The sequence below is a fragment of the Roseomonas populi genome, from assembly GCF_024594815.1.
In the GTDB taxonomy this organism is placed as follows: domain Bacteria; phylum Pseudomonadota; class Alphaproteobacteria; order Acetobacterales; family Acetobacteraceae; genus Roseomonas; species Roseomonas populi.
The window spans coordinates 315057-336298 of the sequence record NZ_JANJOU010000003.1 but is presented as its reverse complement, the minus strand read 5'-3'; the positions used below and the strand labels follow the sequence as shown (position 1 = coordinate 336298).

The following is a 21242-nucleotide window of genomic DNA, read 5'->3' as shown; positions in this document are numbered from 1 at the left end:
CTGAAGGGCGGATTCAAGCGCCGGAAGGCGCCCTTCGGCGATCCGCGCTACATGACGAGCCGCGTCCCGGCCTCGGCCATCAGCAGGCCGAGCCCGGTCTCGACCAGCAGCGCGAAGGCGGCGAGCACGACGAAGGAAGGCGAGGTCTGCACGACGAGGGAGTCCGCCGCATCCTCCACCTTCACCCGGTAGCCATTGCCGGGCACCGGCGCGGTGAAGGTGGCACTGGCATTGCCCGAGGAGACGGCGGCCGTGCTGGGCCCGAGCACCACGGCGCCGCTCGCGTTCAGGATGCTGAACCTCACCGAGCTGGTCGCGCCGGAGGCGGTGGCGCGGACAGTGAAGGTCTCGCCCTCGTTCACCCCGCTCGGCACAGAGCCGAGGGAGACGCCGCGCGCCACCGCCGCGGCCGCCAGGTCTGCCTCAAGGTTCAGCGACCCCGCGCCCGTCAGGCGCAGCGGAGAGGAGCTGGCATCCACCACCAGCCCGTTCCCCACCTCCGCGTTGGTGCGGACGGGCAGCAGGGCGGTGGAATCCGCCGCCTCCAGCACCACCATGTGCCCGGCCAGCAGCCGGCTCCTGGCCGCGCTGAAATAACCGGCCGAGAGCACCGTCGCCCGGGTGTCGGTGGTCCTGTACAGCCACAAGGTAAAGCTGTCGGCCGCGACGAGCGGGATCAGGTTGCTGGCGATGTAGGGCATGCTGGCATGGCTCCTGCGGGGCGCGGACGCGAAAAGCCCCGCGCCGGCAGGGCCGGGCGGGGCGAGGGGGACCGTGATGTGCGATGCGGGCGCAGATGTCCCGTTGACGAGAGGGGGGTTACAGGACCGTGGGCCTCAAGTCAAGAAATATCTTCCTAAATATCGAAAAAAGAGAATAGATGCCCAACTTGCGCGCCGCGGCCCAGGCCATACCTTGCGGGGCATGATCCGCCTGCGTCGCCTTCTGCCCACCCTGCTCCTCGCGCCCCTGCTGGCAGGGGCCGTCGCCGCGCAGCAGCCCGTGCTGAACGTCTATAATTGGACCGACTACATCGACCCGAAGGCGATCGAGGGCTTCCAGCGGGAGACGGGCATCCGCGTGCGGTACGACGTCTTCGACAGCCTGGAGACGCTGGAAGGCAAGCTCTCCGCCGGCCGCTCCGGCTACGATGTCGTGGTGCCCACCAGCGAGCCGAGCTTCGCCCGCCTGGTGCGCGCCGGCGCCCTGCGCCCGCTGGACCGTGCGGCGATCCCCAACCTCGCCGGCCAGGATCCCGCGCTCCTCGCCCAGGTCGCCGCCAGCGATCCCGGCAACAGGCACGGCGCCGTCTATCTCTGGGGCACGGTCGGCCTCGGCCTGCGCGCGGACCGCATCCGGGCCCTGGCGCCCGACGCCCCGCTGGACAGCCTGGACCTGATCCTCAGGCCGGAGAACGCGGCCCGCATCGCCCGCTGCGGCATCGCCATCATGGACAGTGGCATCGACGTCATCCCCTCCGTCCTCCGCTGGCTCGGCAAGGACCCCAACACCACTGACGCCGCCGAGGCCCGCGCGGCGGAGGCGGCGCTGCTCGCCATCCGCCCGCATATCCGCGCCATCATCCCCTCCGCCGCCATCACCGACGCGCTGGCCCAGGGCGAGTACTGCGCCGTCCTCACCTATTCCGGCGACGTGGTGCAGGCCCAGGTCCGCGCCCCGGAGGGCGGCATCACCTACACCCCACCGAAGGACGGCGCACAGCTCTGGTTCGACATGCTGGCAGTCCCCGCCGACGCGCCGAACCCGGAGGCCGCGCAGAGGTTCATCGACTACATGCTCCGGCCGGAGGTGATCGCGGGCGTGACGAACCAGGTGCACTACCCCAACGCCGTCCCCGCCTCCCGCCCGCACCTCCGGCAGGACGTGGCCGCCGACCTCAACGTCTATCCGTCGCCTGACATGATTGCCCACAGCTTCACCGTCTCCGCCCCCGGCCCGGTGGCGGAGCGCGCCCGCGCCCGTTCCTGGTCCCGCTTCAAGGCCGCCCGTTGAAGCCCCGCCTCACGCTGCGCGGCCTCACCCGCCGCTTCGGCAACGTCGCGGCGCTGGACGGCGTCTCGCTCGACGTTCCCCCCGGCGAGTTCCTCGCCCTCCTCGGCGGCAGCGGCTCCGGCAAGTCCACCCTGCTGCGCGTGATCGCCGGATTCGAGACGCCGGATGCCGGCACCGTGCAGCTGGACGGCACCGACCTCCTCGGCGTTCCCCCGCACCGCCGCCCCGTGAACATGATGTTCCAGTCCTACGCCCTGTTCCCGCACATGAGCGTGGCCTCCAACATCGCCTATGGCCTGAAGCGGGAGGGCCTGCCGCGCGCGGAAGTCGCCGCCCGCGTGGCCCAGGCCATCGCGGTGCTGCGCCTGGAGGGCATGGAAGCCCGCAAGCCCCACGCCCTCTCAGGTGGCCAGCGCCAGCGCGTGGCCCTGGCCCGCGCCCTGGTGAAGCGCCCCCGCCTGCTGTTGCTGGACGAGCCCCTCGGCGCCCTGGACGCCAACCTGCGCGAGCGCACCGGCTTCGAGCTGCGCGCCATCCAGCGGGAAAGCGGCGCCGCCTTTATCATGGTCACCCACGACCAGGCCGAAGCCCTGGCCCTGGCCGACCGCGTGGCGGTGATGGACCACGGCCGCATCGTCCAGGCCGGCCCCCCGCGCGAGGTCTACGACCGCCCCTCCACCCGCTTCGTCGCCACATTCCTCGGCGCCGCCAACGTGCTGGACGGCACGCGCACTGCCGATGGCGCGCTGGACTGTCCCGGCGCGGCCTGCACCCTGCGCGCCGAAGCGCCCCTGCCGGAAGGCGGCACCGCCGTCGCCCTCCGCCCCGAGCGCATCCGCCTCGCCACCGAGCCCGGCGAGAACACCGCCGCCGGCACGGTCGAGGAATCCGCCTTCCGCGGAGAGAGCAGCCTTCTCCTCGTCAGGCTGAGTGGTGGCGCCACCCTCCGCGTCTCCCATGCCGAGGAGGACGGCGCCCCGCCCCCGCGCGGCGCCGCCGTGCGCCTGGCCTGGGACCGGGACGACGTGGTGCCCCTCCTGCCATGAGGGTCGCGCTCCGCCTCGTCCCCGGCCTCTGGCTCGCCCTCCTCGTGGCCGCGCCCCTGGCCCTGGTGTTCGTCCTCGCCGTGTCCTGGCAGTCCAACGGCGTCCCGCCCTACGATCCGCCCTGGGCCGGGCAGGGGACCAACCCCGACAACCTCCGCCTGTTGCTGGAAGACCCCTACTACCGCGCTTCCCTGGCCCAGTCCTTCGTCGTCGCCGCCCTCACCGCCGGCCTCTGCCTGTTGCTGGCGGCCCCGATGGGCATCGCCATCGCCCGCGCCGGCCGCTGGAGGAACGCGCTCCTGGCCGCGGTCCTGCTGCCCTTCTGGACCGGCTTCCTCATCCGGATCGGCGCCTGGATCGGGTTGCTGCGGGACGAGGGCTGGATCAACGCCGTCCTCCGCGGCCTCGGGCTGACGCAGGACGCGATCCCGCTCCTCTACACGCACGGCGCCATGCTGCTCGGCATGGTCTACGCCTACCTGCCCTTCGCCGTCCTGCCGGTCTTCGCCGCCGCCACCCGCCTGGACCCGGTGCTGGAGGAAGCCGCCGCCGACCTCGGCGCCACGCCCGGCCACGCCTTCCTCACCGTCACCCTGCCGCAGCTCTTCCCGGCCCTCGCCGCCGCCTTCCTCCTCGTCTTCATCCCGGCCGCGGGGGAATACGTGATCCCCGAACTGCTGGGCCCGCCCGACGCGACCCTCGTCGGCCGCGTCCTGTTCCAGGAGTTCTTCCAGAACCGCGACTGGCCCGTCGCCTCCGCCCTCGCGCTCGCGCTGCTGGCCCTGCTGACCGGCCCCATCCTCCTCTTCCAGCGCCTCGGGCGAGCCCAGTGACCCCGCGCCTCGTCCGGGTCCTCCTCTGGGGCGGCCTCGCCTTCCTCTGGCTGCCCGTGGTGCTGCTGGTGGGCTACGCCTTCTCCGCCAGCTCCGTCCCCTTCCGCTGGGGCGGCTTCTCCCTCCGCTGGTTCGCCGCCCTGGCCGCCAATGACCGCCTGCTGGAGGCCGCCTGGCTCTCCCTCCGCGTCGCCGCCGGCTCCGCCACCCTGGCGGTGCTGCTGGGCGGCGCCACTGGCTGGGTTCTCGCCCGCCACGGCGCCTTCGCGGGCCGCTCTCTCCTCGGCACCCTGGCGGGCGCACCCCTGGTCCTGCCGGAAGTGGTGACAGGCCTCTCCCTCCTTCTCCTCTTCGTCGCGCTGGAGGGCGCCACCGGCTGGCCCGCGGGCCGCGGCGCGCTGACCGTCCTCCTGGCCCACGCCACCCTTGGCACCGCCTACGTCGCCGTGATCGTCCAATCCCGCCTCGCCACCCGCGACCGGGATCTGGAGGAAGCCGCCCAGGACCTCGGCGCCACCCCCGCCGCCGCCTTCGCCACCGTCACCCTGCCGCTCATGGCCCCGGCCCTCGCGGCCGGCTGGCTCCTCGCCTTCACCCTCTCGCTGGATGACGTGGTGCTGGCCTCCTTCACCTCCGGCCCCTCGGGCACCACCCTGCCGGTCGCCCTCTTCTCCATGCTCCGCCTGGGTATGACGCCGGAGGTGAACGCGCTGGCCACCCTGCTGCTCGCCGCCGCGGCCCTCACCCTCGGCCTGGTGGGTCTCCTGTTGCGCGGTCGGGACTGATTTGTGTTGATCGGCGGTTCCGCCCGGCTTGCAACGCGGTTAGTTTCCGCCCCCGCCGAGAACCGGGAAGTCCATCCACCATGTCCCTTATCGCCGAGCGCCTGAACAAGGTCTCTCCCTCCCAGACCATCGCCATCTCCACCAAGGCGCGCGAGATGAAGGCGGCCGGGCGCGACATCATCAGCCTCTCCGCCGGAGAGCCGGACTTCCCCACCCCGCGCAACATCAAGGACGCCGCGATCAAGGCGATCGACGAGGGCCAGACCCTCTACACCGACGTTTCCGGCACGCCCGCGCTGCGCAAGGCCGCCGCCGCCAAGTTCGCCCGCGACAACGGCCTCGATTACAAGCCTGAGGAGATCATCGTCTCCACCGGCGGCAAGCAGGTGATCTTCAACGCGATGGTCGCGACCCTCGACAAGGGCGACGAGGTCATCATCCCCGCCCCCTGCTGGGTCTCCTACCCCGACATCGTGGCGCTGGCCGATGGCACGCCGGTGATCGTCGGCGCCGGCCCGAACCAGGGCTTCAAGATCACGGCGGAGCAGCTGGAGGCCGCCATCACCCCCAAGACCAAGTGGGTGATGCTGAACAATCCCTGCAACCCGACGGGCGCCGCCTATACGGCCGAGGAGCTGAAGGCCCTCACCGACGTTCTGCTGCGCCACCCGAACGTCTGGATCTTCACCGACGACATCTACGAGAAGCTCGTCTACGGCGACTTCAAGTTTGCCACCGTCGTGGAGGTGGAGCCGAAGCTCCGCGACCGCACCCTGACGATGAACGGCTGCTCCAAGGCCTACGCCATGACCGGCTGGCGCATCGGCTTCGCCGGCGCCCCCGTGGCGCTGACCAAGGCGATGGACAAGCTGCAGAGCCAGTCCACCTCCAACACCTCCTCCATCTCCCAGGCCGCCGCTGTGGAGGCCCTGAACGGCCCGCAGGACGACGTGGAGACGATGCGCCAGGCCTTCGAGCGCCGCCGCGACCTCGTCGTCTCCATGCTGAACGAGGCGCCGGGCCTCCATTGCAACACCCCGGAAGGCGCCTTCTACGTCTTCCCCTCCGTCCAGGGCTGCCTCGGCAAGACGACCAAGGCCGGCAAGAAGCTGGAGACGGACGAGGATTTCGTCCTCGCCCTGCTTGAGGAAGAGGGCGTGGCGACCGTCCACGGCTCTGCCTTCCTCTTCCCGGGCTACATGCGCATCTCCTACGCCGCCTCCGACGAGTCCCTGAAGGAAGCCTGCACGCGCATCCAGCGCTTTTGCCAGGGCCTGAACTGAGTTGGGCTGAGCCGCGCCGGAACCATCCAGGCCTGAAAACAGGGGGGGCGGCGCCGGCCAGGCGCCGCCCCTTCCTTTTGGGCCTTGCCGCGCGGGGTTGGCGCCACGCCCCCCGGAAGTGGAGAGCAGATTCACGCCTCCGGGCGATACCGCCCTCCGGCGATCTGCTCTAGTTTCCGCCCCTCTTTCCCGACTGCCACCGCTGGAACACCCGGAATGCCCGCCCTCGCCAAGCGTATCCAGGAGATCCAGGTCTCCGGCTCCACCCGCATGTCCGTCCGTGCCCGGGAACTGCGCGAGGCCGGGCATAAGGTGATCACCCTCACCGTCGGCGAACCCGACTTCGCCACCCCGCCCCACGCCATCGAGGCCGCGCACGCGGCCGCCCTCGCCGGCAAGACCAAGTACCCCCCTAACGACGGCTGGCCCGAGCTGAAGGCCGCCATCGCCCGCAAGTTCAGCCGCGAGAACGGCCTGGACTACGCGCCTGACGAGATCATCGCCGCCAATGGCGGCAAGCAGGTCATCCTCGACGCCCTCCTCGCTACGGTGGACCCCGGCGACGAGGTGGTGATTCCCACCCCCTTCTGGTCTGCCTACTCCGACATCGGCCGCCTCTGCGGCGGCGTGCCCGTCCTCGTGCCCTGCCCGCAGAACAACGGCTTCAAGCTGCGCCCCGAGGACCTGGAGGCCGCGATCACCCCGAAGACCAAGTGGGTGACGCTGAACTTCCCGAACAACCCCTCAGGCGCCGCGCTCACCCGCGCCGAGGTGGCGGCGCTGGCCGAGGTGCTGATGCGCCACCCCCATGTCTGGGTGCTGTCCGACGAGATGTACGAGCACATCATCTACGAGGATACCGGCGGCCATCACTCCATCGCCGCCGTGGAGCCCCGCCTGAAGGATCGCACCCTCACGGTGTCCGGCGCCTCCAAGACCTACGCCATGACGGGCTGGCGCGTCGGCTTCGGCGGCGGCCCGCGCGCGCTGATCAAGGCGATGACGAACATGCAGAGCCAGACGACGAACGGCATCGCCACCGTCTCCCAGGCCGCCACCATCGCCGCCCTGGACGGCCCGCAGGAGGGCGTGGAGGAACGCCGCCGCCTTTACCGGGAACGCCGCGACCTCGTCGTCTCCATGCTGAACGAGGCGCCGGGCCTGCAGTGCCACAAACCGGAAGGCGCCTTCTACGTCTATCCCAGCGTCGCCGGATGCCTCGGGAAGACCACCGCTGGCGGCCGCAAGCTGGAGACGGACGAGGACCTGGCCATGGCCCTGCTTGAGGAAAACCACGTCGCCACCGTCTCCGGCACAGCCTACCAGATGAGCCCTTACATCCGCCTCTCCTACGCCACCGACACGGAGACGCTGCGCGAGGCCTGCGCCCGCATCCAGGATTTCTGCAGGGGCCTGCATTGAGCATCACCATCCGCCCGGGCCGCGACGACGACGCGGAAGGCTTCATCCGCCTGATCGGCGACGCCTGGGCGGAGTACCCGAACTGCGTGCTGGACGTGGACGCGGAGGTCCCCGAACTCCGCGCCCTCGCCACCCATTTCGAGAAGGTCGGCGGCGCCCTCTGGGCCGCCGAGGACGAGTCCGACGACCTCGTCGGCATGGTCGCCACCCGCCCCCTGCGCGACGACGACGAGGCCTGGGAGATCGGCCGCATGTACGTCGCGAAAGCCGGCCGCGGCACCGGCCTCGCGCACCGCCTGCTGGACGGCGCGGAGCGCCACGCGGTGGAGCACGGCGCCCGCCGCATGATCCTCTGGACCGACACGCGCTTCGAGGCCGCGCACCGCTTCTACGAAAAGCGCGGCTATGTTCGCGCCGGCTCCATCCGCATCCTCGACGACATTTCCAAGTCGCTCGAGTTCCGCTACGCCAAGCCCGCCACCGGCGTGGTGGTAGAGGCCCTGGACGCCGCCGCCGCCGCCAGCGCGGAGCGCCGCCTAGCGGAAATCATGGCCGCCTGCGTCGCCGCCGGCGCCTCCGTGAACTACCTGCCGCCCCTCTCGGCGGAGGTGGCGCGCGCCTTCTGGCGCACCGTCTCCGCCGACGTCGCCACCGGCGGCAAGGTCCTCCTGGCCGCTTGGTGCGACGGCCAGATCGCCGGCACCGTCCACCTCGCCCTGGCGCAGCAGCCCAACGCCCCGCACCGGGCCGAAGTCTCCAAGCTGCTGGTGGACCCGGCCTTTCGCCGCCGCGGCATCGGCCGCGCGCTCATGCTCCGCGCGGAGCAGACGGCCCGCAGCATCGGCCGCCGCCTGCTGGTGCTGGACACGGAGGCCGGCAGCGACGGCGAACGCCTCTACCGTGACCTCGGATGGCAGGAAGTCGGCACCATCCCCGGCTACTCGAAGGCCGGGGACGGGCACCTTATCGATACGGTCGTATTCTGGAAGACGCCCTGACGGAGCGGCTCAGCTCCGCTCCAGCAGCTCCACCCGCACGTTCTCCGGCCCTTCGATGAAGGCGATGCGCGTGGTCGGGTTCGGATTGTTCGGCTCCACCACGATCCGCACGCCCTTGCCGCGCAGCTCCTCCACCACGGCGTCGATCCCCTTCACCGCCAGGGCCAGGTGCTCAATGCCCATGAAGGGCGCCTTGGGCGGGGAGGGGGTATCGCCCGGCACGCGATCGACGAACAGGTTCAGCCCGCCCAGGTCCAGCACCACGCGAAGGCTGGAAGGCCCTTCCTGCCGGCGCACATGCACGGCGCCCAGATGATCCACGAACCAGGCCCCGGTCACATCCGGATCGGGGCTGCGCAGGTGGACGTGGTCGAAGGCGAACTGGGGCATGGACAGGTCCTCAACGAGAGACGTTGATTCCGCCACTACCACCCACATAGGCCCCGCGCGAGCCCTCGGGGCGCTGCCCGCAGGCCGCCAGCCCCAGCAGGACCAGGAAAACCATGGCCACCCGCATCAGACCGGCATCCCGCCGTGGTCCGGCAGGTCGTTCAGGTGGCACCGGCTCTTGTGCCCCGGCGCCACCTCCTTCAGCGCGGGAATCTCCACCCTGCACCGGTCGAAGGCGTGCGGGCAGCGCGGGTGGAAGTGGCACCCCGCCGGCGGGTTGAGCGGGGAGGGGATCTCCCCCTTCACCGTCGCGAAGGCCTTCTTCCGCGCCTCGATGCGCGGCACCGCCGCCAGCAGCGATTGTGTGTAGGGATGGTTCGCCCGGGCGAACACCACCTCGGTCGGCGCCTCTTCCACCACGCGGCCGAGATACATGATCACCACCCGGTCGCTCAGGTGCTCCACCACGCCCAGGTCGTGAGAGATGAAGAGGTAGGTGAGGTTCAGCTCCCGCCGCAGCTTCATGAACAGGTTCAGGATCTGCGCCTGAATGGAGACGTCCAGCGCCGCCACGGACTCGTCGCAGACCAGGAATTCCGGCTGCACCGCGAGCGCCCGCGCGATCCCGATGCGCTGCCGCTGTCCGCCGGAGAACTGGTGCGGGTAGCGCGACTTGAAGGAGGGATCGAGCCCCGCCCGCCGCATCTGCTCGTCCAAATAGGCCGGCAGCCCCGCGCGCGAGGTCAGGCCGTGGAACAGTGGCGCCTCGCCGATGATGTCCGCCACCTTCATGCGCGGGTTGAGGGAGGACATGGGGTCCTGGAAGATCATCTGCGCCTGCAGCGTCGCCGCCCGCGCCTCCTTCCCGTGCAGCCCCGTCCGGTCCTTGCCCTTCCACAGGATCGAGCCGTCGGAAGGCGGCAGGATGCCCGCCACCATGCGCCCCAGGGTGGACTTGCCGCAGCCCGACTCGCCGACCAGCCCCACCACCTCGCCGCGGCGGATGGTCAGGTCCACCTTGTCCACAGCGTGCACCACTTCCTCGCGGATGGGCGCGCCGAGCTTCGCCATGATCTTGCCCGCGAAGTCCAGCCGCTTGGCGAAGCGGCGGGATACCCCCACCACCTCGATCAGCTTGTCCGAGCCCGGCAATACCGATGCGGGCGCCGGGGAGGAAGCCACCGTCGCGCTCATGCCGCCTCCGCGTTCTCAAGATGGGGCCGGAAGCACCGCGCCTCGTGCGCGGGCAGGATCTCCGCCATCGGCGGCACCTGCCGACACACATCCGCCGCCCGCGGGCAGCGCGTCTGGAACGGGCAGCCCGGCGGCAGACTCAGCAGGGATGGCGTGGTGCCGGGAATCTGCCGCAGCGGCTCGCCCCGCCGGTTCCGGCTGGGCACCGAGCCCAGCAGCCCGTGGGTATAAGGGTGCAGCGGATGGTCCAGCACGTCGGAGACGGCCCCGTACTCCGCGATCTCCCCCGCGTACATCACCGCGATGTCGTCGGCCAGGCCCGCCACCACGGAGAGGTCGTGCGTGATCCAGATGATGGAGGTCCCGGTGGTGGCCGCCAGCTTCTGCACCTCGGCCAGGATCTGCCCCTGGATCGTCACGTCCAGCGCCGTCGTCGGCTCGTCCGCCACGATCAGCTCCGGCCGGTGCAGGAGGGCGATGGCGATCGCCACGCGCTGCCGCATGCCGCCGGAAAACTGGTGCGGATAAGCCTTCAGCCGCTCGTCGGGGGAGGGGATGCCAACCATCCCCAGCGTGTCCCGCGCCCGCTGCCGGGCGTCCTCCTTGCTGATCTTCGTGTGCGCTTGCATCGTCTCGATCATCTGCGTGTCGATGCGCAGGACCGGGTTCAGCGTCATCATCGGGTCTTGGAAGATCATGGCGATCCGGTTCCCCCGGAGCTGCCGCATCTCCTCCTCGGAGGCCTTCACCAGGTCCCGCCCGTCGAACAGGATCTCGCCCCCGGTGATCCGCCCGGGCTCGTCCACCAGGCGCATGATGGAGAAGCCCGTCACGGTCTTGCCGGAACCGGACTCCCCCACCAGCCCCAGCACCTTGCCGCGGCCGACATTGAAGGACACGTCGTTCACCGCCGGCACCACGCCCGCACGGGTGAAGAACCGGGTCTGGAGATTCCGCACCTGCAAGGTGGGGCGCGGGGCGGAGGCGGGAATGCTGGGTTCCACGGGTTACTTCTTCAGCCGCGGGTTGAGGACGTCGCGCAGGTGGTCACCCACCAGGTTGATCGAGACGATGGTGATCAGCAGCGCGATGCCCGGGTAGAAGGAAATCCAGTACTTGCCGGAGAGCATGTACTCGTAGCCATTGGCGATCAGCAGCCCGAGGGACGGCTCCGTGATCGGCACGCCGAGGCCGAGGAAGGAGAGCGTCGCCTCCAGCGCGATGGCGCGGGCGATCTGGATCGTCGCCACCACGATCAGCGGCGGCATGCAGTTCGGCAGCAGGTGGCGGAAGATGATCCGCCGCGTCGGCAGCGCCAGGCACTGCGCCGCCTCGATATACTCCCGCCGCCGCTCCACCAGCGCCGTGCCGCGCACCGTGCGGGCGTAATAGGCCCATTCCACGATGATCAGCGCGATGACGACGTTCATGATCCCCTTGCCCAGGAAGGCCAGGATCATCAGCGCCGAAAGGATGGTCGGGAAGGAGAGCTGGAGATCCACCAGCCGCATGATCACCGTATCGGTCCGCCCGCCGGCATAGGCCGCGAGCATCCCGAGGGAAGCCCCCACGAAGGCCGCGACGATGGCCGAGCCCGCGCCCACCAGCAGGGAGATCCGCAGCCCGTACATGATGCCGGAGAGCATGTCGCGCCCCTGGTCATCTGTGCCGAGCCAGTAGGTCATGCCGGTGCCCTCGCTCACCGAACCCGGCTCCAGCCGACCGTCCATGATGTCCAGCTGCGCGAGGTCGTAGGGGTTCTGCGGCGCGATCCAGGGCGCGAAGACCGCCACCAGCACGATCGCCAGGAACACCACCAGCGCCCCCAGCGCCAGCTTGCTCTCCGCGAAGTCCAGGATGAAGCGCCGCAGCGGCGTCTCCGCCCGGGGCACCTTTCCAGAGGTGGGGGCAGGGGCGGTGCTGCCGGCCGTCGTCGCGCTCATCACTTGCTCTCCAGCCGCACGCGGGGATCAAGCACCGAGTAGAGCAGGTCCACCACCAGGTTGATGATGATGAACATCAGCACGATGCTCATCAGGTAGGCGACGATCACCGGGCGGTCGAGCACGTTGATGCTGTCGATGATCAGCTTGCCCATGCCCGGCCAGGCAAACACGCTCTCCGTCACCACGGAGAAGGCGATCGTGGAGCCGAGCTCCAGCCCCACCACCGTCACCACGGGGATCAGGATGTTCTTGAAGACATGGACGCCGATCACCCGGCTCGGGGAAAGCCCCTTGGCGCGCGCGAACTTCACGTAGTCCATCAGCATCGTCTCCCGCACGCCCGCGCGGGTCAGGCGGATGACAAGGCTGATCTTGAACAGCGCCAGGTTCAGCGCCGGCATCGCCATGTGCGCCAGCCCGTCCCAGGTCAGGAAGGACCAGCGCATCCCCAGGATCTCCACCGTCTCCCCGCGCCCGGTGCTGGGCAGCCAGCCCAGCTGCACGGCGAAGACCATGATGAGCATCAGCCCCACCCAGAAGGTCGGCAGGGAGAAGCCGAGGATGGAGCCGGTCATGATCGCCTGCGCCCCGAAGCTCTTCGGCCGCAACCCGGCATAGAGCCCCAGCGGCAGGCCGATGATCACGGCCATGATCGTCGCCCCGAAGGCCAGCTCCAGCGTCGCCGGCGCCCGCTGCCCGATCAGCTTCAGCGCCGGCTCGTTGAACACGAAGGACCGCCCGAGGTCGCCCTGCAGCGCCGCGCCCAGGAAGGAGAAATACTGCTGCCACAGCGGCTTATCGAGGCCGAGCGCCGCGATGGCCCGCGCCCGCTCCGCTTGGTCCGCGTCCGGGGAGATCAGGATCTCCACCGGGTCGCCGATGGCATAGACGCCAATGAAGACGATGACCGACATGGCCAGCATGACCAGGGCCGCCTGGATCAGCCGCCGCAGAAGATAGACGCTCATCGCCCGGCTCCCTTACCCAACCCTTACTGGGCCGGACTCACATCCTGCGCGCGCGTCAGCTCATCCGCCCGCGCCTCGTGCCGCAGCCCCCGCCGCATCGCCCAGATGTTCTTCTGGATGTGGATGGGGATGATGCCCACGTCGTCCATGGCGATCGTCGTCGCCTCGCGCAGCAGCGCCTCGCGCTTGTTGTCGTCCAGCGTCCGCAGCGCCTCGGCCAGCTTCTCGTCCATCGCGGGGTTGGAGTAGCGCCCGCGGTTGGAACCGCCCCAGCCGCGCTGCGGGTTCACGGTCGCCAGCAGGGAGCGGAGCGGGCTCGTCGGCTCGCCGGAGGAGGTGCCCCAGCCCACCAGCATGGCGGAGAACTCCTGCCGCCCGGCCCGCGCCACGAAGGTCGCCCAGGGCTGCCCCTCCACCGCCGTGCGGATGCCGATGCGCGTCCACATCTGCCCGATCGCCTGGATGATCCGGGCGTCGTTCATATAGCGGTCGTTCGGCCCGTTCAGCTGGATGCGGAAGCCGTTGGGATAGCCCGCCTCCGCCAGAAGCCGCTTCGCCGCATCCGCATCGGCCCGGCCCACCTGCCGGTCGGGCAGGGCACCATAGGCAGTCGGCGGCAGCAGCTGCGTGGTGGGCAGCGAAGCCCCCTCCATCACCCGGTCCGTGATCGCCTGCCGGTCCACCGCCATGGAGAGCGCCCGGCGCACCCGCACGTCCCGCAGCGGGTTCCGCCCCAGCGGCTTGCCGTCATTGTCCGTGACGTAGGGCGCGTTCGTCTCGTGGCTGTGCCCCAGCGCCAGGAAGATCAGCCGCAGCCCGTCCGCTTCGCTCAACTGCACCCGGCTGTCGCCCCGCAGCTTCGCGATGTCGCTGGTGGGCACCTGGTCGATGAAGTCCACGTCGCCGGACAGCAGCGCCGCCGTCCGCGCCGCGTCGTTCGTGATCATCCGGTAGTTCACGCGCGCCCAGTGCGGCCGCGGCCCGAAATAGCCGTCGTTGCGCACGTACTCGATCCGGTCGCCGCTGCGATAGCTCACCATCCGGAACGGCCCGGTGCCGATCGCCAGCTTGCCGGAGTTGAAGTCCTCCGTCGCCGGGTTGGCGTGCGTCTCGCTGTCCAGCATCTCGATCTGCCCGAGGTCCACGGGCAGCAGCGGATAGGCGCCGTTCGTATGGAAGCGCACCGTCAGCGGGTCCACCACCTCCACCCGCGTGATGGCGCGCGTGTAAATCCCGTAGGAGGACGGGCTGTTCGGCACCGTCGGCACGCGGGCGATGGTGAAGGCAACGTCCTCGGCGGTGAAGGCATTGCCGTTGTGGAAGGTGACGTTGGGGCGGAGCTTGAACTCCCACACATCCTCCGCCACCGGCTTCCAGCTTTCCGCCAGCCGCGGCTGAACGCGGGCCTGGGCATCGAAGGCCGTCAGGCTGTCGAACAGCATGTCCGCCACGGCGTAATTGGGAGAGAGCGCGTGGTAGTGCGGGTCCAGCGAGGTGACGGGCGCGCCGACCGCCAGGTTCAGGGTCTGGGCGGCAGCCGGAAGGGCCCCGGCGACCACGAATGCCGAAAGGGCAGCCTTCACGGCCGCCGCTGCATACTTCTTCATGTAAAGTCCCCCGGGTTTCCCGATGGCGCCTTCCCAAAGGGCGTTCTAGCAGTCCGCACAACCTCCCGCTAGTTTGCGCCGCCAAAGATTAAACCCAGGAGAGCTTGCAGTGTCTTCACCGGTCAGCCGCCGTCTCTTCATCACCGCGCCCGCCGCCATGGCCGCCATCTCCGGCGGCCTCCCGCCCCTGACGGCGGAGGCGCAGACGGCCGCCGTGCCGGCGAACGGCACCCTGACCATCGGCATCGGCGGCGCCGTCACCTCCGTTGATCCGCACTTCTACAACGCCTCGCCCAACAACGGCCTGGCCATGCACATCTTCGACCGGCTGGTGGAGCGCGACGCCCAGGCCCGCCTGCAGCCCGGCCTCGCCCTGAGCTGGACGCCGGTCTCCGACACGGTGTGGGAGTTCAAGCTCCGCCCCGGTGTGAAGTGGCACGACGGCAAGGATTTCACCGCCGAGGACGTGGCGTTCACGGTGGAGCGCACGCCAAACGTCCCCAACTCCCCCGGCGGCTTCGGCGGCTTCGTCCGCTCCATCAAGCGCGTGGAGATCGTGGACCCGCTGACCGTCCGCTTCCACACCGAAGGCCCGGCCCCGCTGGTCCCCACCGACCTCGCCGCCGTCGCAGTCATCGCCAAGCACGTGAACGGCACCGCGACGGAGGACTACAACTCCGGCAAGGCCGCCATCGGCACCGGCCCCTACAAGCTCGCCTCCTACACCCCAGGCGACCGGACGGAGCTGGTCCGCAACGACGCCTGGTTCGGGCCGAAGCAGCCCTGGGCCAAGGTCTCCTACCGCTTCATCGGCAATGACAGCGGCCGCGTCGCCGCCCTCCTCGCCGGTGACGTGGACATGATCGACCAGGTGCCCACCAGCGATATCGCCAAGCTGCGCCGCGAGAGCCGCGTGAAGGTGGTGGAGACCCAGGGCCTGCGCGTCATCTATCTCTTCCCCGACTTCTCCCGCGAAGGCCCGCCGAACTTCGCCACCGACCTGAACGGCCAGAAGCTGGCGACGAACCCCTTCCGGAACCTCAAGTTCCGCCAGGCCCTCTCCGCCGCCATCAACCGCGATGCCCTCTGCCGCCAGGTCATGGAGGGCACCGCCCAGCCCACCGGCCAGTGGCTGGCCCCTGGCACCTACAGCCACAACCCCGATGTGAAGCCGGACACCTACAGCCCCGACCGCGCCAAGGCACTTCTGGCCGAAGCCGGCTTCCCGCAGGGGCTGAAGATCACCCTGCACGGCCCGAACGACCGCTACCCCAACGACGCCCGCATCATCCAGGCGGTCGCCCAGATGTGGCAGCGTGTCGGCATCCAGACCGCGGTGGAAGCCGCCCCCTGGGCGAGCTTCTCCGCCCGCAACGCCCGGCAGGAGTTCGACATCCGCCTGCTCGGCTGGGCCAGCACCACCGGCGAGGCCGCCTACACCCTGGTCAACATCCTCAGCACCTACAACCAGGCGAGCCGCCTCGGCTCCAACAACAACGGCCGCTACTCCAACCCGCGCCTGGACGAGGTGACCGCCCGCGCGACCTCCACCCTCGACGACGCGGCGCGCGAGAAGCTGCTGCAGGAAGGCGTGAAGATCGCCATGGACGACCTGGCCTTCATCCCGCTGATGCAGCTGGTCAACGTCTGGGCCGTGAAGCGCGGCCTGGACTACAACGCCCGGGCCGACGAGCGCAGCGTCGCCACCGAAGCGAAGCCGGCCTGATCTTTGGCTGATGGTCTGTCCCGGGGAAAGGAAGAAGGAATTCTTCCTCTCCCCGGACCCCTCACCATCATTTTTTGTATCAGCCGGTCCGAACATCGCTGACGGTGCGCCTCGGCTCGATGAGCCGAGGCGACTGCAAGGGCAGGATAGAGACCCTCACCGGAGACCCCGTCTCAAGCCAGTCCCGCGGCAGCCCGATGCAGGTCCAGGAGGCTCAGCCTCTTGGTGGAGGGGTTCCAGCCTCCCCTGGTCCCGGACAGCGCCCTACTCCTCGTCCGCCTCCGCCACCGGCAGGATCATCGTTTCCTTGGCCGAGGCGAGGGCCACCACGATCTCCGTGCGCTCCACCCCTGTCTGGCCGCGCACCTCCTCGACCACGAAGCGCTCCAGCGCGCCCAGATCCGGCACGCGGACCTTCAGCATGTAGTCCCATGGTCCGCTGACCGCGTGGCACTCCAGCACCGCGTCCGCGCGGCGCATGGCCTTGCGGAAGGCGCCGTCGTCACGCCCGGGCCGCAGCCCCACCATCACGAAGGCCAGCAGCGGGCAGCCCACCGCCGCCGGATCCAGCGCCGCGTGCCAGCCCCGGATCGTGCCGCGCTCCTCCAGCCGCTTCACCCGCTCCGCGGTAGCGGAAACGGAGAGCCCGGCCACCTTGGAGAGGTCGGAAAGTCCCGCCGCGCCGTCCTGTTGCACGGCGATGAGGATGTTCCGGTCGATCTCGTCCATGAGATGCAGCCTAGAGCCTCGGCCGGTCCCTGGAAATCATCGGGGGACGAGTTGCAGGGAAGAAGAAGGGGAAGGGGGTGCCGCACGGCACCCCGTCAGGGGCCTTCCGGCCCCGAAGGCCCGGACAGGCTAGAGGGCCGGCACCGTCCGGGCCAGCCGGCGGCGGCGGTAGAAGCGCCGGAACAGGAACACCGCCAGCACCAGCAGCGCCCCGCCCGCGATGGCGTGGAACAGCCGCTCCGGCCCGATCAGCGCGCCCAGATACCAGCCCGCCGCCACGAAGCTGCCCGCCCAGATGCCCGCCGCGCAGAAGTTCAGCAGCGCGAAGCGCAGCCGCCCGATTCCCGCCAGCCCGCAGGCCGCGGCCGCCACGTTCCGGATGCCATAGAGAAAGCGGAAGGTCAGGATGAAGATCGTGCCGTACTGCAGCAGCATGGCCGTGGCGCTGGCCATCTTCGCCTCGGCCTTCGGGTACTTCTTCATGATGCGTGGCCCGTAGCGGCGCCCGAGGGTGAACCAGGTCTGGTCCCCCAGAAAGGAACCGATCCAGACAGAGCCCATCAGCAGCCACGGATCGACGGCGCCCGTCATCGCCCCGATAGCGGAGGCCGCCAGGACAAAGGTCTCGCCCTCGAAGAATGCCCAGAGCGCCGCCAGCAGATAGGCAGCCGCGCCCCAATCAGCCCAGAACTCTGCCACGCCAGCCCCCGGTCTTTTGCGGCATTATTACCGACGCGTCATCACCAGGGAAGCAGAATCCGGGCCGGGTCGCACGAAGGGAGACAGGTTCTTTCGGAACGGCGCTCGTCGACGAAAAAAAAGGGCGCCCGAAGGCGCCCTTTTCGTCATTTCTTAAATGTAGTGTTCGGCCAGAGGCGCGAAGCCGTTGAAAGCCTGGCTGGCGTAGGTGGTCACATAGGCACCCGTCGCCAGGATTTCGATCCGGTCGCCGGGCTGGAGCTTCTCCGGCAGCCGGTAGTTGGACTTCTCGTAGAGGGTGTCCGTGCTGTCGCAGGTCGGGCCCGCGATCGTCACCGGCCCCTCGGCCGTGCCGTCATGCGGCGTGCGGAAGGCGTACTTGATCGCCTCGCCCTCCGTCTCCGCCAGCCCGCCGAAGCGCCCGATGTCCAGGTACACCCAGCGCACCGGGTCGTCCTTCGCCTTGCGGGAGACCAGCACCACCTCGGCCGAGACCACCGCCGCGTCGCCCGCGATGAAGCGCCCGGGCTCCACCACGATGTCGGGGATGGCATTGCCGAAGTGCTCGGCCATGGCGCCCATGATGGCGTCGCCGAAGGCGTCGATCTCCGGCACCTCGGCGCGGTAGCGCACGGGGTAGCCACCGCCCAAGTTCACCATCCGCACCTTCACCCCGGCCTCCTTGAGGTCGGTGAAGAGCATGGCGACCTTGGCGATCGCCGCCTCATAGGCCGCGGTGTTGGTCTGCTGGCTGCCGACGTGGAAGGAGAGGCCGAAGGGGTCCAGCCCCATCTCGCCCGCCTTGATCATCAGGTCCCGCGCCATCTCGACCTCGCAGCCGAACTTGCGGGAGAGCGGCCACTCGGCGCCGTCATTGCCGACGAGGATGCGGCAGTACACGCGGGAACCCGGGGCGGAGCGCGCCAGCTTCTCCAGCTCGCCCTCGGAGTCGAAGGCGAACATCCGCACGCCGCGGGCATAGGCCGCGCGGATCGCGCTCTCTTTCTTCACCGTGTTGCCGAAGGAAACGGCATCCGCCGAGGCGCCGGCCTCCAGCACCGCCGAGACCTCCTCCCAGGAGGCCGCGTCGAAGCAGGAACCAAGCCCGGCCAGCCGTTCCAGGATCTGGGGCGCCGGGTTGGCCTTCACGGCATAGTAGATGCGGGCGAGCGGCAGCGCGGCCTGCAGGCGGCGATAGTTCTGCTCCACCCGGTCCACGTCGAGGACGAGGCACGGCGTCGCCGGCTGAACATCGGCCAGGAACTGCGCGATCTTCGGAGTCATCGCACCACCCTCCCAAACGAAGGCGGCAGGCGGTCGCATTCCGCGAACCGGGCCTGCACAAGGTTGACGAACGGTCGAACGAACCAGCGACCAAAGAGAAGGCCCGTCGGCTTGCCGGCGGGGGTTGCCAGAACGCTTGACGTCGTTGCGTAACCATCAGGCCAGAGGCACGTGCGTACTGCGTCTGGGGCGGCAAATAATCCCCGCGCCCCAGGGGTGCAAGGCCCATTTCTCCGAGCTGGCCGGGTTTTTTTTCGTGAGCGGTAGGGGCGGCCGTAAACCTCCCGGAACCTTCACGGCCCAGCCGCCGATTTCCAGGCCAATTGATGAAACCGCAGGCCCCTTTCCGGCGCCGCGCTTACCTGGGTGAAGGCACTCCGTAGGCCCGCAGGAACACCGCCACCGCCGCGTCCACCACCGCATCCATCGCCGCGTCGTCCGGCACCGGCCCGCCCAGCATCGCCTGCATGTAGAGGTCCCCACGGATCAGCCCCACCAGGTGATCGGCGGCGACCAGCGGGTCGGCATCGGCCCGCAACTCTCCCTGCTGCTGCGCCTCGGCCAGCCGCCGCCCCAGCCAGGCGCGCCCGCGCCCCGGCCCGGCCTCGTAGAAGCCCCGCGCCAGGTCGGGGAAGCGGGCGCATTCCGCGATCACGGTCCGGTGGATCGCCAGGCTCTGGGGGCTCATCAGGAAGCGGATCCACACCCGGCCCAGCTCCCGCAGCGCCGCACCGGTGGATTCGGCGTGGGACGCCATCTCCTCCGATTCCGCCGCGATGGCCGTGCAGCGCTCGCCCACGATGGCGCTGAAAAGCGCCTCCTTCCCGCTGAAATACGCGTAGAGCGTCGCCTTCGAGACCCCGGCCTCCTTCGCCACCGCGTCCATGGACACGTTTGCATAGCCGCTCGCCATGAAGAGCTGCGCGCCCGCCTTCAGGATCGCGGAGCGCTTCGGCGAGGTATCGGACGGCTGGGCGAGGGAGCAGGACAAAGACGAATTCCCGGGTAAGGCGGTGCGCCCATATTTGATACTGAACTGTTCAGTTTTCCATGGACAAACCGCCGGGACGGCGCCATTTACGCACTGAACTGAACGGTTCAGTTGTGCCATGAACGCCCGGACCAGCGCCATCCCCGACACCGAATCGCGCGCCAGCACCGCTGCCGCGTCCGCCCCGCGCCGCTCTCGCTTCCGCCGCGCCCTGCCCTTGATCGCCCTGCTGGCCGTGGCCGGCAGCGCGGCGGGCGGCACCTGGTATTGGCAGATCGGCCGCTTCACGGAAGCCACCGACAACGCCTATGTCGGCGGCGATATCGCCGTGCTCTCCCCGCGAATCGAGGGCGACGTGGCCCGCATCCTCGTGGCCGATAACCAGGCGGTGGAGGCCGGCCAGCCCCTGATCGAGCTGGAGAGCCGCGACTGGACTGCCCGGCGCGACGGGGCCGCCGCTGCCTTGGCTGAGGCCGAGGCGAACATCGGAACGCTGGCCGCCCAGCGCACCCAGGCCCTGGCCCAGGTGGCCAGCGCCGAGGCCCAGGTCGCGACCGCCGAGGCCGAGGCCGCGACCGCGGAAGCCGAGCGCGTCCGCGCTGTGGCCGAGGCCGGCCGTGCCGGCACCCTCGCCACCGGCGGCTTCGGCACCCGCGCCGCGGTGGACACCACCGTCGCCGCCCAGCGCAAGGCCGAGGCCGGCGTCGCCGCCGCCCGCGCGGGCCTCGCCGCCGCGCGCGCCGGGCTGGAATCCGCCCGCGCCGGCATTCCAGTGATCGAGGCCCAGTCCCGCTCCGCCAACGCCCGCCGTGATGCCGCCGAGGCTTCGCTGGCCCTGGCCGAGAGCAACCTGGAATACACGATCATCCGCGCGCCCTTCGCCGGCGTCGCCGGCAACCGCGCCGCCCAGCTCGGCCAGCACGTCCGCGCCGGCCAGAACCTCATCGCCGTCGCCCCCTCGGCCGACCGCCTCTACGTCACCGCCAACTTCAAGGAGACGCAGCTCCGCCGCATCCGGGAAGGCCAGCCTGTGGAGCTCTCCGTCGATGCCGGCGCCACCCTGCACGGCACGGTGCAGAGCCTCGCCCCCGCCACCGGCGCCCAGTTCTCCCTGCTGCCGCCCGAGAACGCGACCGGCAACTTCACCAAAATCGTCCAGCGCGTCCCCGTCCGCATCGCCGTCGATCCCGGCCAGGACGTGCGCGCCCTCCGCCCCGGCCTCTCGGTGGAGGCGGAGGTGGACACGCGCGACGACCCCCATGCCCCCCGCAGCCTCTTCGGCGCCGCCGCCGCGATGATCAGCGGCCGGTAACGCGCACCCGAGACAC

20 protein-coding genes are annotated in these 21242 nt (G+C 70.0%); 9 read left to right on the top strand and 11 right to left on the bottom strand.

Annotated elements, in window-relative coordinates:
- Positions 1-47 precede the first annotated feature (47 nt).
- Positions 48-701: a hypothetical protein gene (locus NRP21_RS06885; RefSeq protein ID WP_257715431.1), complete on the bottom strand. Its 654-nt coding sequence runs from the start codon at positions 699-701 to the stop codon at positions 48-50.
- Positions 702-924: 223 nt separating this feature from the next.
- On the opposite strand from NRP21_RS06885, the gene NRP21_RS06880 reads away from it, so the two are divergent.
- The 7 genes from NRP21_RS06880 (at position 925) to NRP21_RS06850 (ending at position 8380) form a co-directional block, all read left to right on the top strand.
- The gene (locus NRP21_RS06880) at positions 925-2013 is read left to right on the top strand and encodes an extracellular solute-binding protein (RefSeq protein WP_257715430.1); all 1089 of its coding nucleotides are present in this window, start codon (positions 925-927) and stop codon (positions 2011-2013) included.
- Entirely contained in the window at positions 2010-3059 is a 1050-nt protein-coding gene (locus NRP21_RS06875) for an ABC transporter ATP-binding protein (protein ID WP_257715429.1), read from the top strand. The genes NRP21_RS06880 and NRP21_RS06875 overlap by 4 nt, the downstream gene beginning before the upstream one ends.
- Complete coding sequence (locus NRP21_RS06870) at positions 3056-3892, top strand: ABC transporter permease (RefSeq protein WP_257715428.1); 837 nt, start codon at positions 3056-3058, stop codon at positions 3890-3892. Before NRP21_RS06875 ends, NRP21_RS06870 begins: the two co-directional genes overlap by 4 nt.
- A complete protein-coding gene (locus NRP21_RS06865; RefSeq protein WP_257715427.1) occupies positions 3889-4677 on the top strand; it encodes an ABC transporter permease in 789 nt (262 codons plus the stop codon). Before NRP21_RS06870 ends, NRP21_RS06865 begins: the two co-directional genes overlap by 4 nt.
- An 80-nt stretch (positions 4678-4757) precedes the next feature.
- Positions 4758-5960: a pyridoxal phosphate-dependent aminotransferase gene (locus NRP21_RS06860; protein WP_257715426.1), complete on the top strand. Its 1203-nt coding sequence runs from the start codon at positions 4758-4760 to the stop codon at positions 5958-5960.
- 216 nt (positions 5961-6176) lie between these two features.
- A complete protein-coding gene (locus tag NRP21_RS06855) occupies positions 6177-7382 on the top strand; it encodes a pyridoxal phosphate-dependent aminotransferase (protein ID WP_257715425.1) in 1206 nt (401 codons plus the stop codon).
- Positions 7379-8380, top strand: a complete 1002-nt coding sequence (locus NRP21_RS06850) for a GNAT family N-acetyltransferase (protein WP_257715424.1) — start codon at positions 7379-7381, stop codon at positions 8378-8380. The genes NRP21_RS06855 and NRP21_RS06850 overlap by 4 nt, the downstream gene beginning before the upstream one ends.
- A gap of 9 nt (positions 8381-8389) precedes the next feature.
- On the opposite strand, the gene NRP21_RS06845 is transcribed toward NRP21_RS06850, so the two are convergent.
- The 6 genes from NRP21_RS06845 to NRP21_RS06820 all read right to left on the bottom strand — a co-directional run bounded on the left by NRP21_RS06845 (position 8390) and on the right by NRP21_RS06820 (position 14485).
- Positions 8390-8770: a VOC family protein gene (locus tag NRP21_RS06845; RefSeq protein WP_257715423.1), complete on the bottom strand. Its 381-nt coding sequence runs from the start codon at positions 8768-8770 to the stop codon at positions 8390-8392.
- A 126-nt stretch (positions 8771-8896) separates the two neighbouring features.
- Positions 8897-9964 (bottom strand): ABC transporter ATP-binding protein, encoded by a 1068-nt coding sequence (locus NRP21_RS06840; protein WP_257715422.1) that lies wholly within the window; start codon positions 9962-9964, stop codon positions 8897-8899.
- A complete protein-coding gene (locus NRP21_RS06835; RefSeq protein ID WP_257715421.1) occupies positions 9961-10968 on the bottom strand; it encodes an ABC transporter ATP-binding protein in 1008 nt (335 codons plus the stop codon). Before NRP21_RS06835 ends, NRP21_RS06840 begins: the two co-directional genes overlap by 4 nt.
- A 3-nt stretch (positions 10969-10971) precedes the next feature.
- A complete protein-coding gene (locus NRP21_RS06830) occupies positions 10972-11907 on the bottom strand; it encodes an ABC transporter permease (RefSeq protein WP_257715420.1) in 936 nt (311 codons plus the stop codon).
- On the bottom strand, positions 11907-12878 hold the full coding sequence (locus tag NRP21_RS06825; RefSeq protein WP_257715419.1) for an ABC transporter permease: 972 nt from the start codon (positions 12876-12878) through the stop codon (positions 11907-11909). The genes NRP21_RS06830 and NRP21_RS06825 overlap by 1 nt, the downstream gene beginning before the upstream one ends.
- A gap of 23 nt (positions 12879-12901) precedes the next feature.
- Entirely contained in the window at positions 12902-14485 is a 1584-nt protein-coding gene (locus NRP21_RS06820; RefSeq protein ID WP_257715418.1) for an ABC transporter substrate-binding protein, read from the bottom strand.
- Positions 14486-14594: 109 nt separating this feature from the next.
- Between NRP21_RS06820 and NRP21_RS06815 the strand changes: the two genes are divergently transcribed.
- The gene (locus NRP21_RS06815) at positions 14595-16211 is read left to right on the top strand and encodes an ABC transporter substrate-binding protein (protein ID WP_257715417.1); all 1617 of its coding nucleotides are present in this window, start codon (positions 14595-14597) and stop codon (positions 16209-16211) included.
- 264 nt (positions 16212-16475) lie between these two features.
- On the opposite strand, the gene NRP21_RS06810 is transcribed toward NRP21_RS06815, so the two are convergent.
- The 4 genes from NRP21_RS06810 to NRP21_RS06795 all read right to left on the bottom strand — a co-directional run bounded on the left by NRP21_RS06810 (position 16476) and on the right by NRP21_RS06795 (position 19914).
- Positions 16476-16940, bottom strand: coding sequence for an Lrp/AsnC family transcriptional regulator (locus NRP21_RS06810; protein WP_257715416.1), 465 nt, complete (start codon positions 16938-16940; stop codon positions 16476-16478).
- Positions 16941-17069: 129 nt separating this feature from the next.
- Entirely contained in the window at positions 17070-17639 is a 570-nt protein-coding gene (locus tag NRP21_RS06805) for a DedA family protein (RefSeq protein WP_257715415.1), read from the bottom strand.
- A 153-nt stretch (positions 17640-17792) separates the two neighbouring features.
- Entirely contained in the window at positions 17793-18923 is a 1131-nt protein-coding gene (locus tag NRP21_RS06800) for a type III PLP-dependent enzyme (protein WP_257715414.1), read from the bottom strand.
- A 358-nt stretch (positions 18924-19281) separates the two neighbouring features.
- Positions 19282-19914, bottom strand: coding sequence for a TetR/AcrR family transcriptional regulator (locus tag NRP21_RS06795; protein ID WP_257715413.1), 633 nt, complete (start codon positions 19912-19914; stop codon positions 19282-19284).
- Between the two features lie 118 nt (positions 19915-20032).
- Here NRP21_RS06795 and NRP21_RS06790 point away from each other — a divergent pair, with 118 nt between their 5' ends.
- A complete protein-coding gene (locus NRP21_RS06790) occupies positions 20033-21226 on the top strand; it encodes an HlyD family secretion protein (RefSeq protein WP_257715412.1) in 1194 nt (397 codons plus the stop codon).
- Positions 21227-21242: the final 16 nt, after the last annotated feature.

Excerpts from the sequence above, each read along its gene's own strand:
- NRP21_RS06885 (WP_257715431.1), bottom strand. The coding sequence starts at position 701 with ATGCCCTACATCGCCAGCAACCTGATCCCGCTCGTCGCGGCCGACAGC.
- NRP21_RS06880 (WP_257715430.1), top strand. The coding sequence starts at position 925 with ATGATCCGCCTGCGTCGCCTTCTGCCCACCCTGCTCCTCGCGCCCCTG.
- NRP21_RS06870 (WP_257715428.1), top strand. The coding sequence starts at position 3,056 with ATGAGGGTCGCGCTCCGCCTCGTCCCCGGCCTCTGGCTCGCCCTCCTC.
- NRP21_RS06860 (WP_257715426.1), top strand. The coding sequence starts at position 4,758 with ATGTCCCTTATCGCCGAGCGCCTGAACAAGGTCTCTCCCTCCCAGACC.
- NRP21_RS06855 (WP_257715425.1), top strand. The coding sequence starts at position 6,177 with ATGCCCGCCCTCGCCAAGCGTATCCAGGAGATCCAGGTCTCCGGCTCC.
- NRP21_RS06845 (WP_257715423.1), bottom strand. The coding sequence starts at position 8,770 with ATGCCCCAGTTCGCCTTCGACCACGTCCACCTGCGCAGCCCCGATCCG.
- NRP21_RS06840 (WP_257715422.1), bottom strand. The coding sequence starts at position 9,964 with ATGAGCGCGACGGTGGCTTCCTCCCCGGCGCCCGCATCGGTATTGCCG.
- NRP21_RS06830 (WP_257715420.1), bottom strand. The coding sequence starts at position 11,907 with ATGAGCGCGACGACGGCCGGCAGCACCGCCCCTGCCCCCACCTCTGGA.
- NRP21_RS06825 (WP_257715419.1), bottom strand. The coding sequence starts at position 12,878 with ATGAGCGTCTATCTTCTGCGGCGGCTGATCCAGGCGGCCCTGGTCATG.
- NRP21_RS06820 (WP_257715418.1), bottom strand. The coding sequence starts at position 14,485 with ATGAAGAAGTATGCAGCGGCGGCCGTGAAGGCTGCCCTTTCGGCATTC.
- NRP21_RS06810 (WP_257715416.1), bottom strand. The coding sequence starts at position 16,940 with ATGGACGAGATCGACCGGAACATCCTCATCGCCGTGCAACAGGACGGC.
- NRP21_RS06800 (WP_257715414.1), bottom strand. The coding sequence starts at position 18,923 with ATGACTCCGAAGATCGCGCAGTTCCTGGCCGATGTTCAGCCGGCGACG.
- NRP21_RS06790 (WP_257715412.1), top strand. The coding sequence starts at position 20,033 with ATGAACGCCCGGACCAGCGCCATCCCCGACACCGAATCGCGCGCCAGC.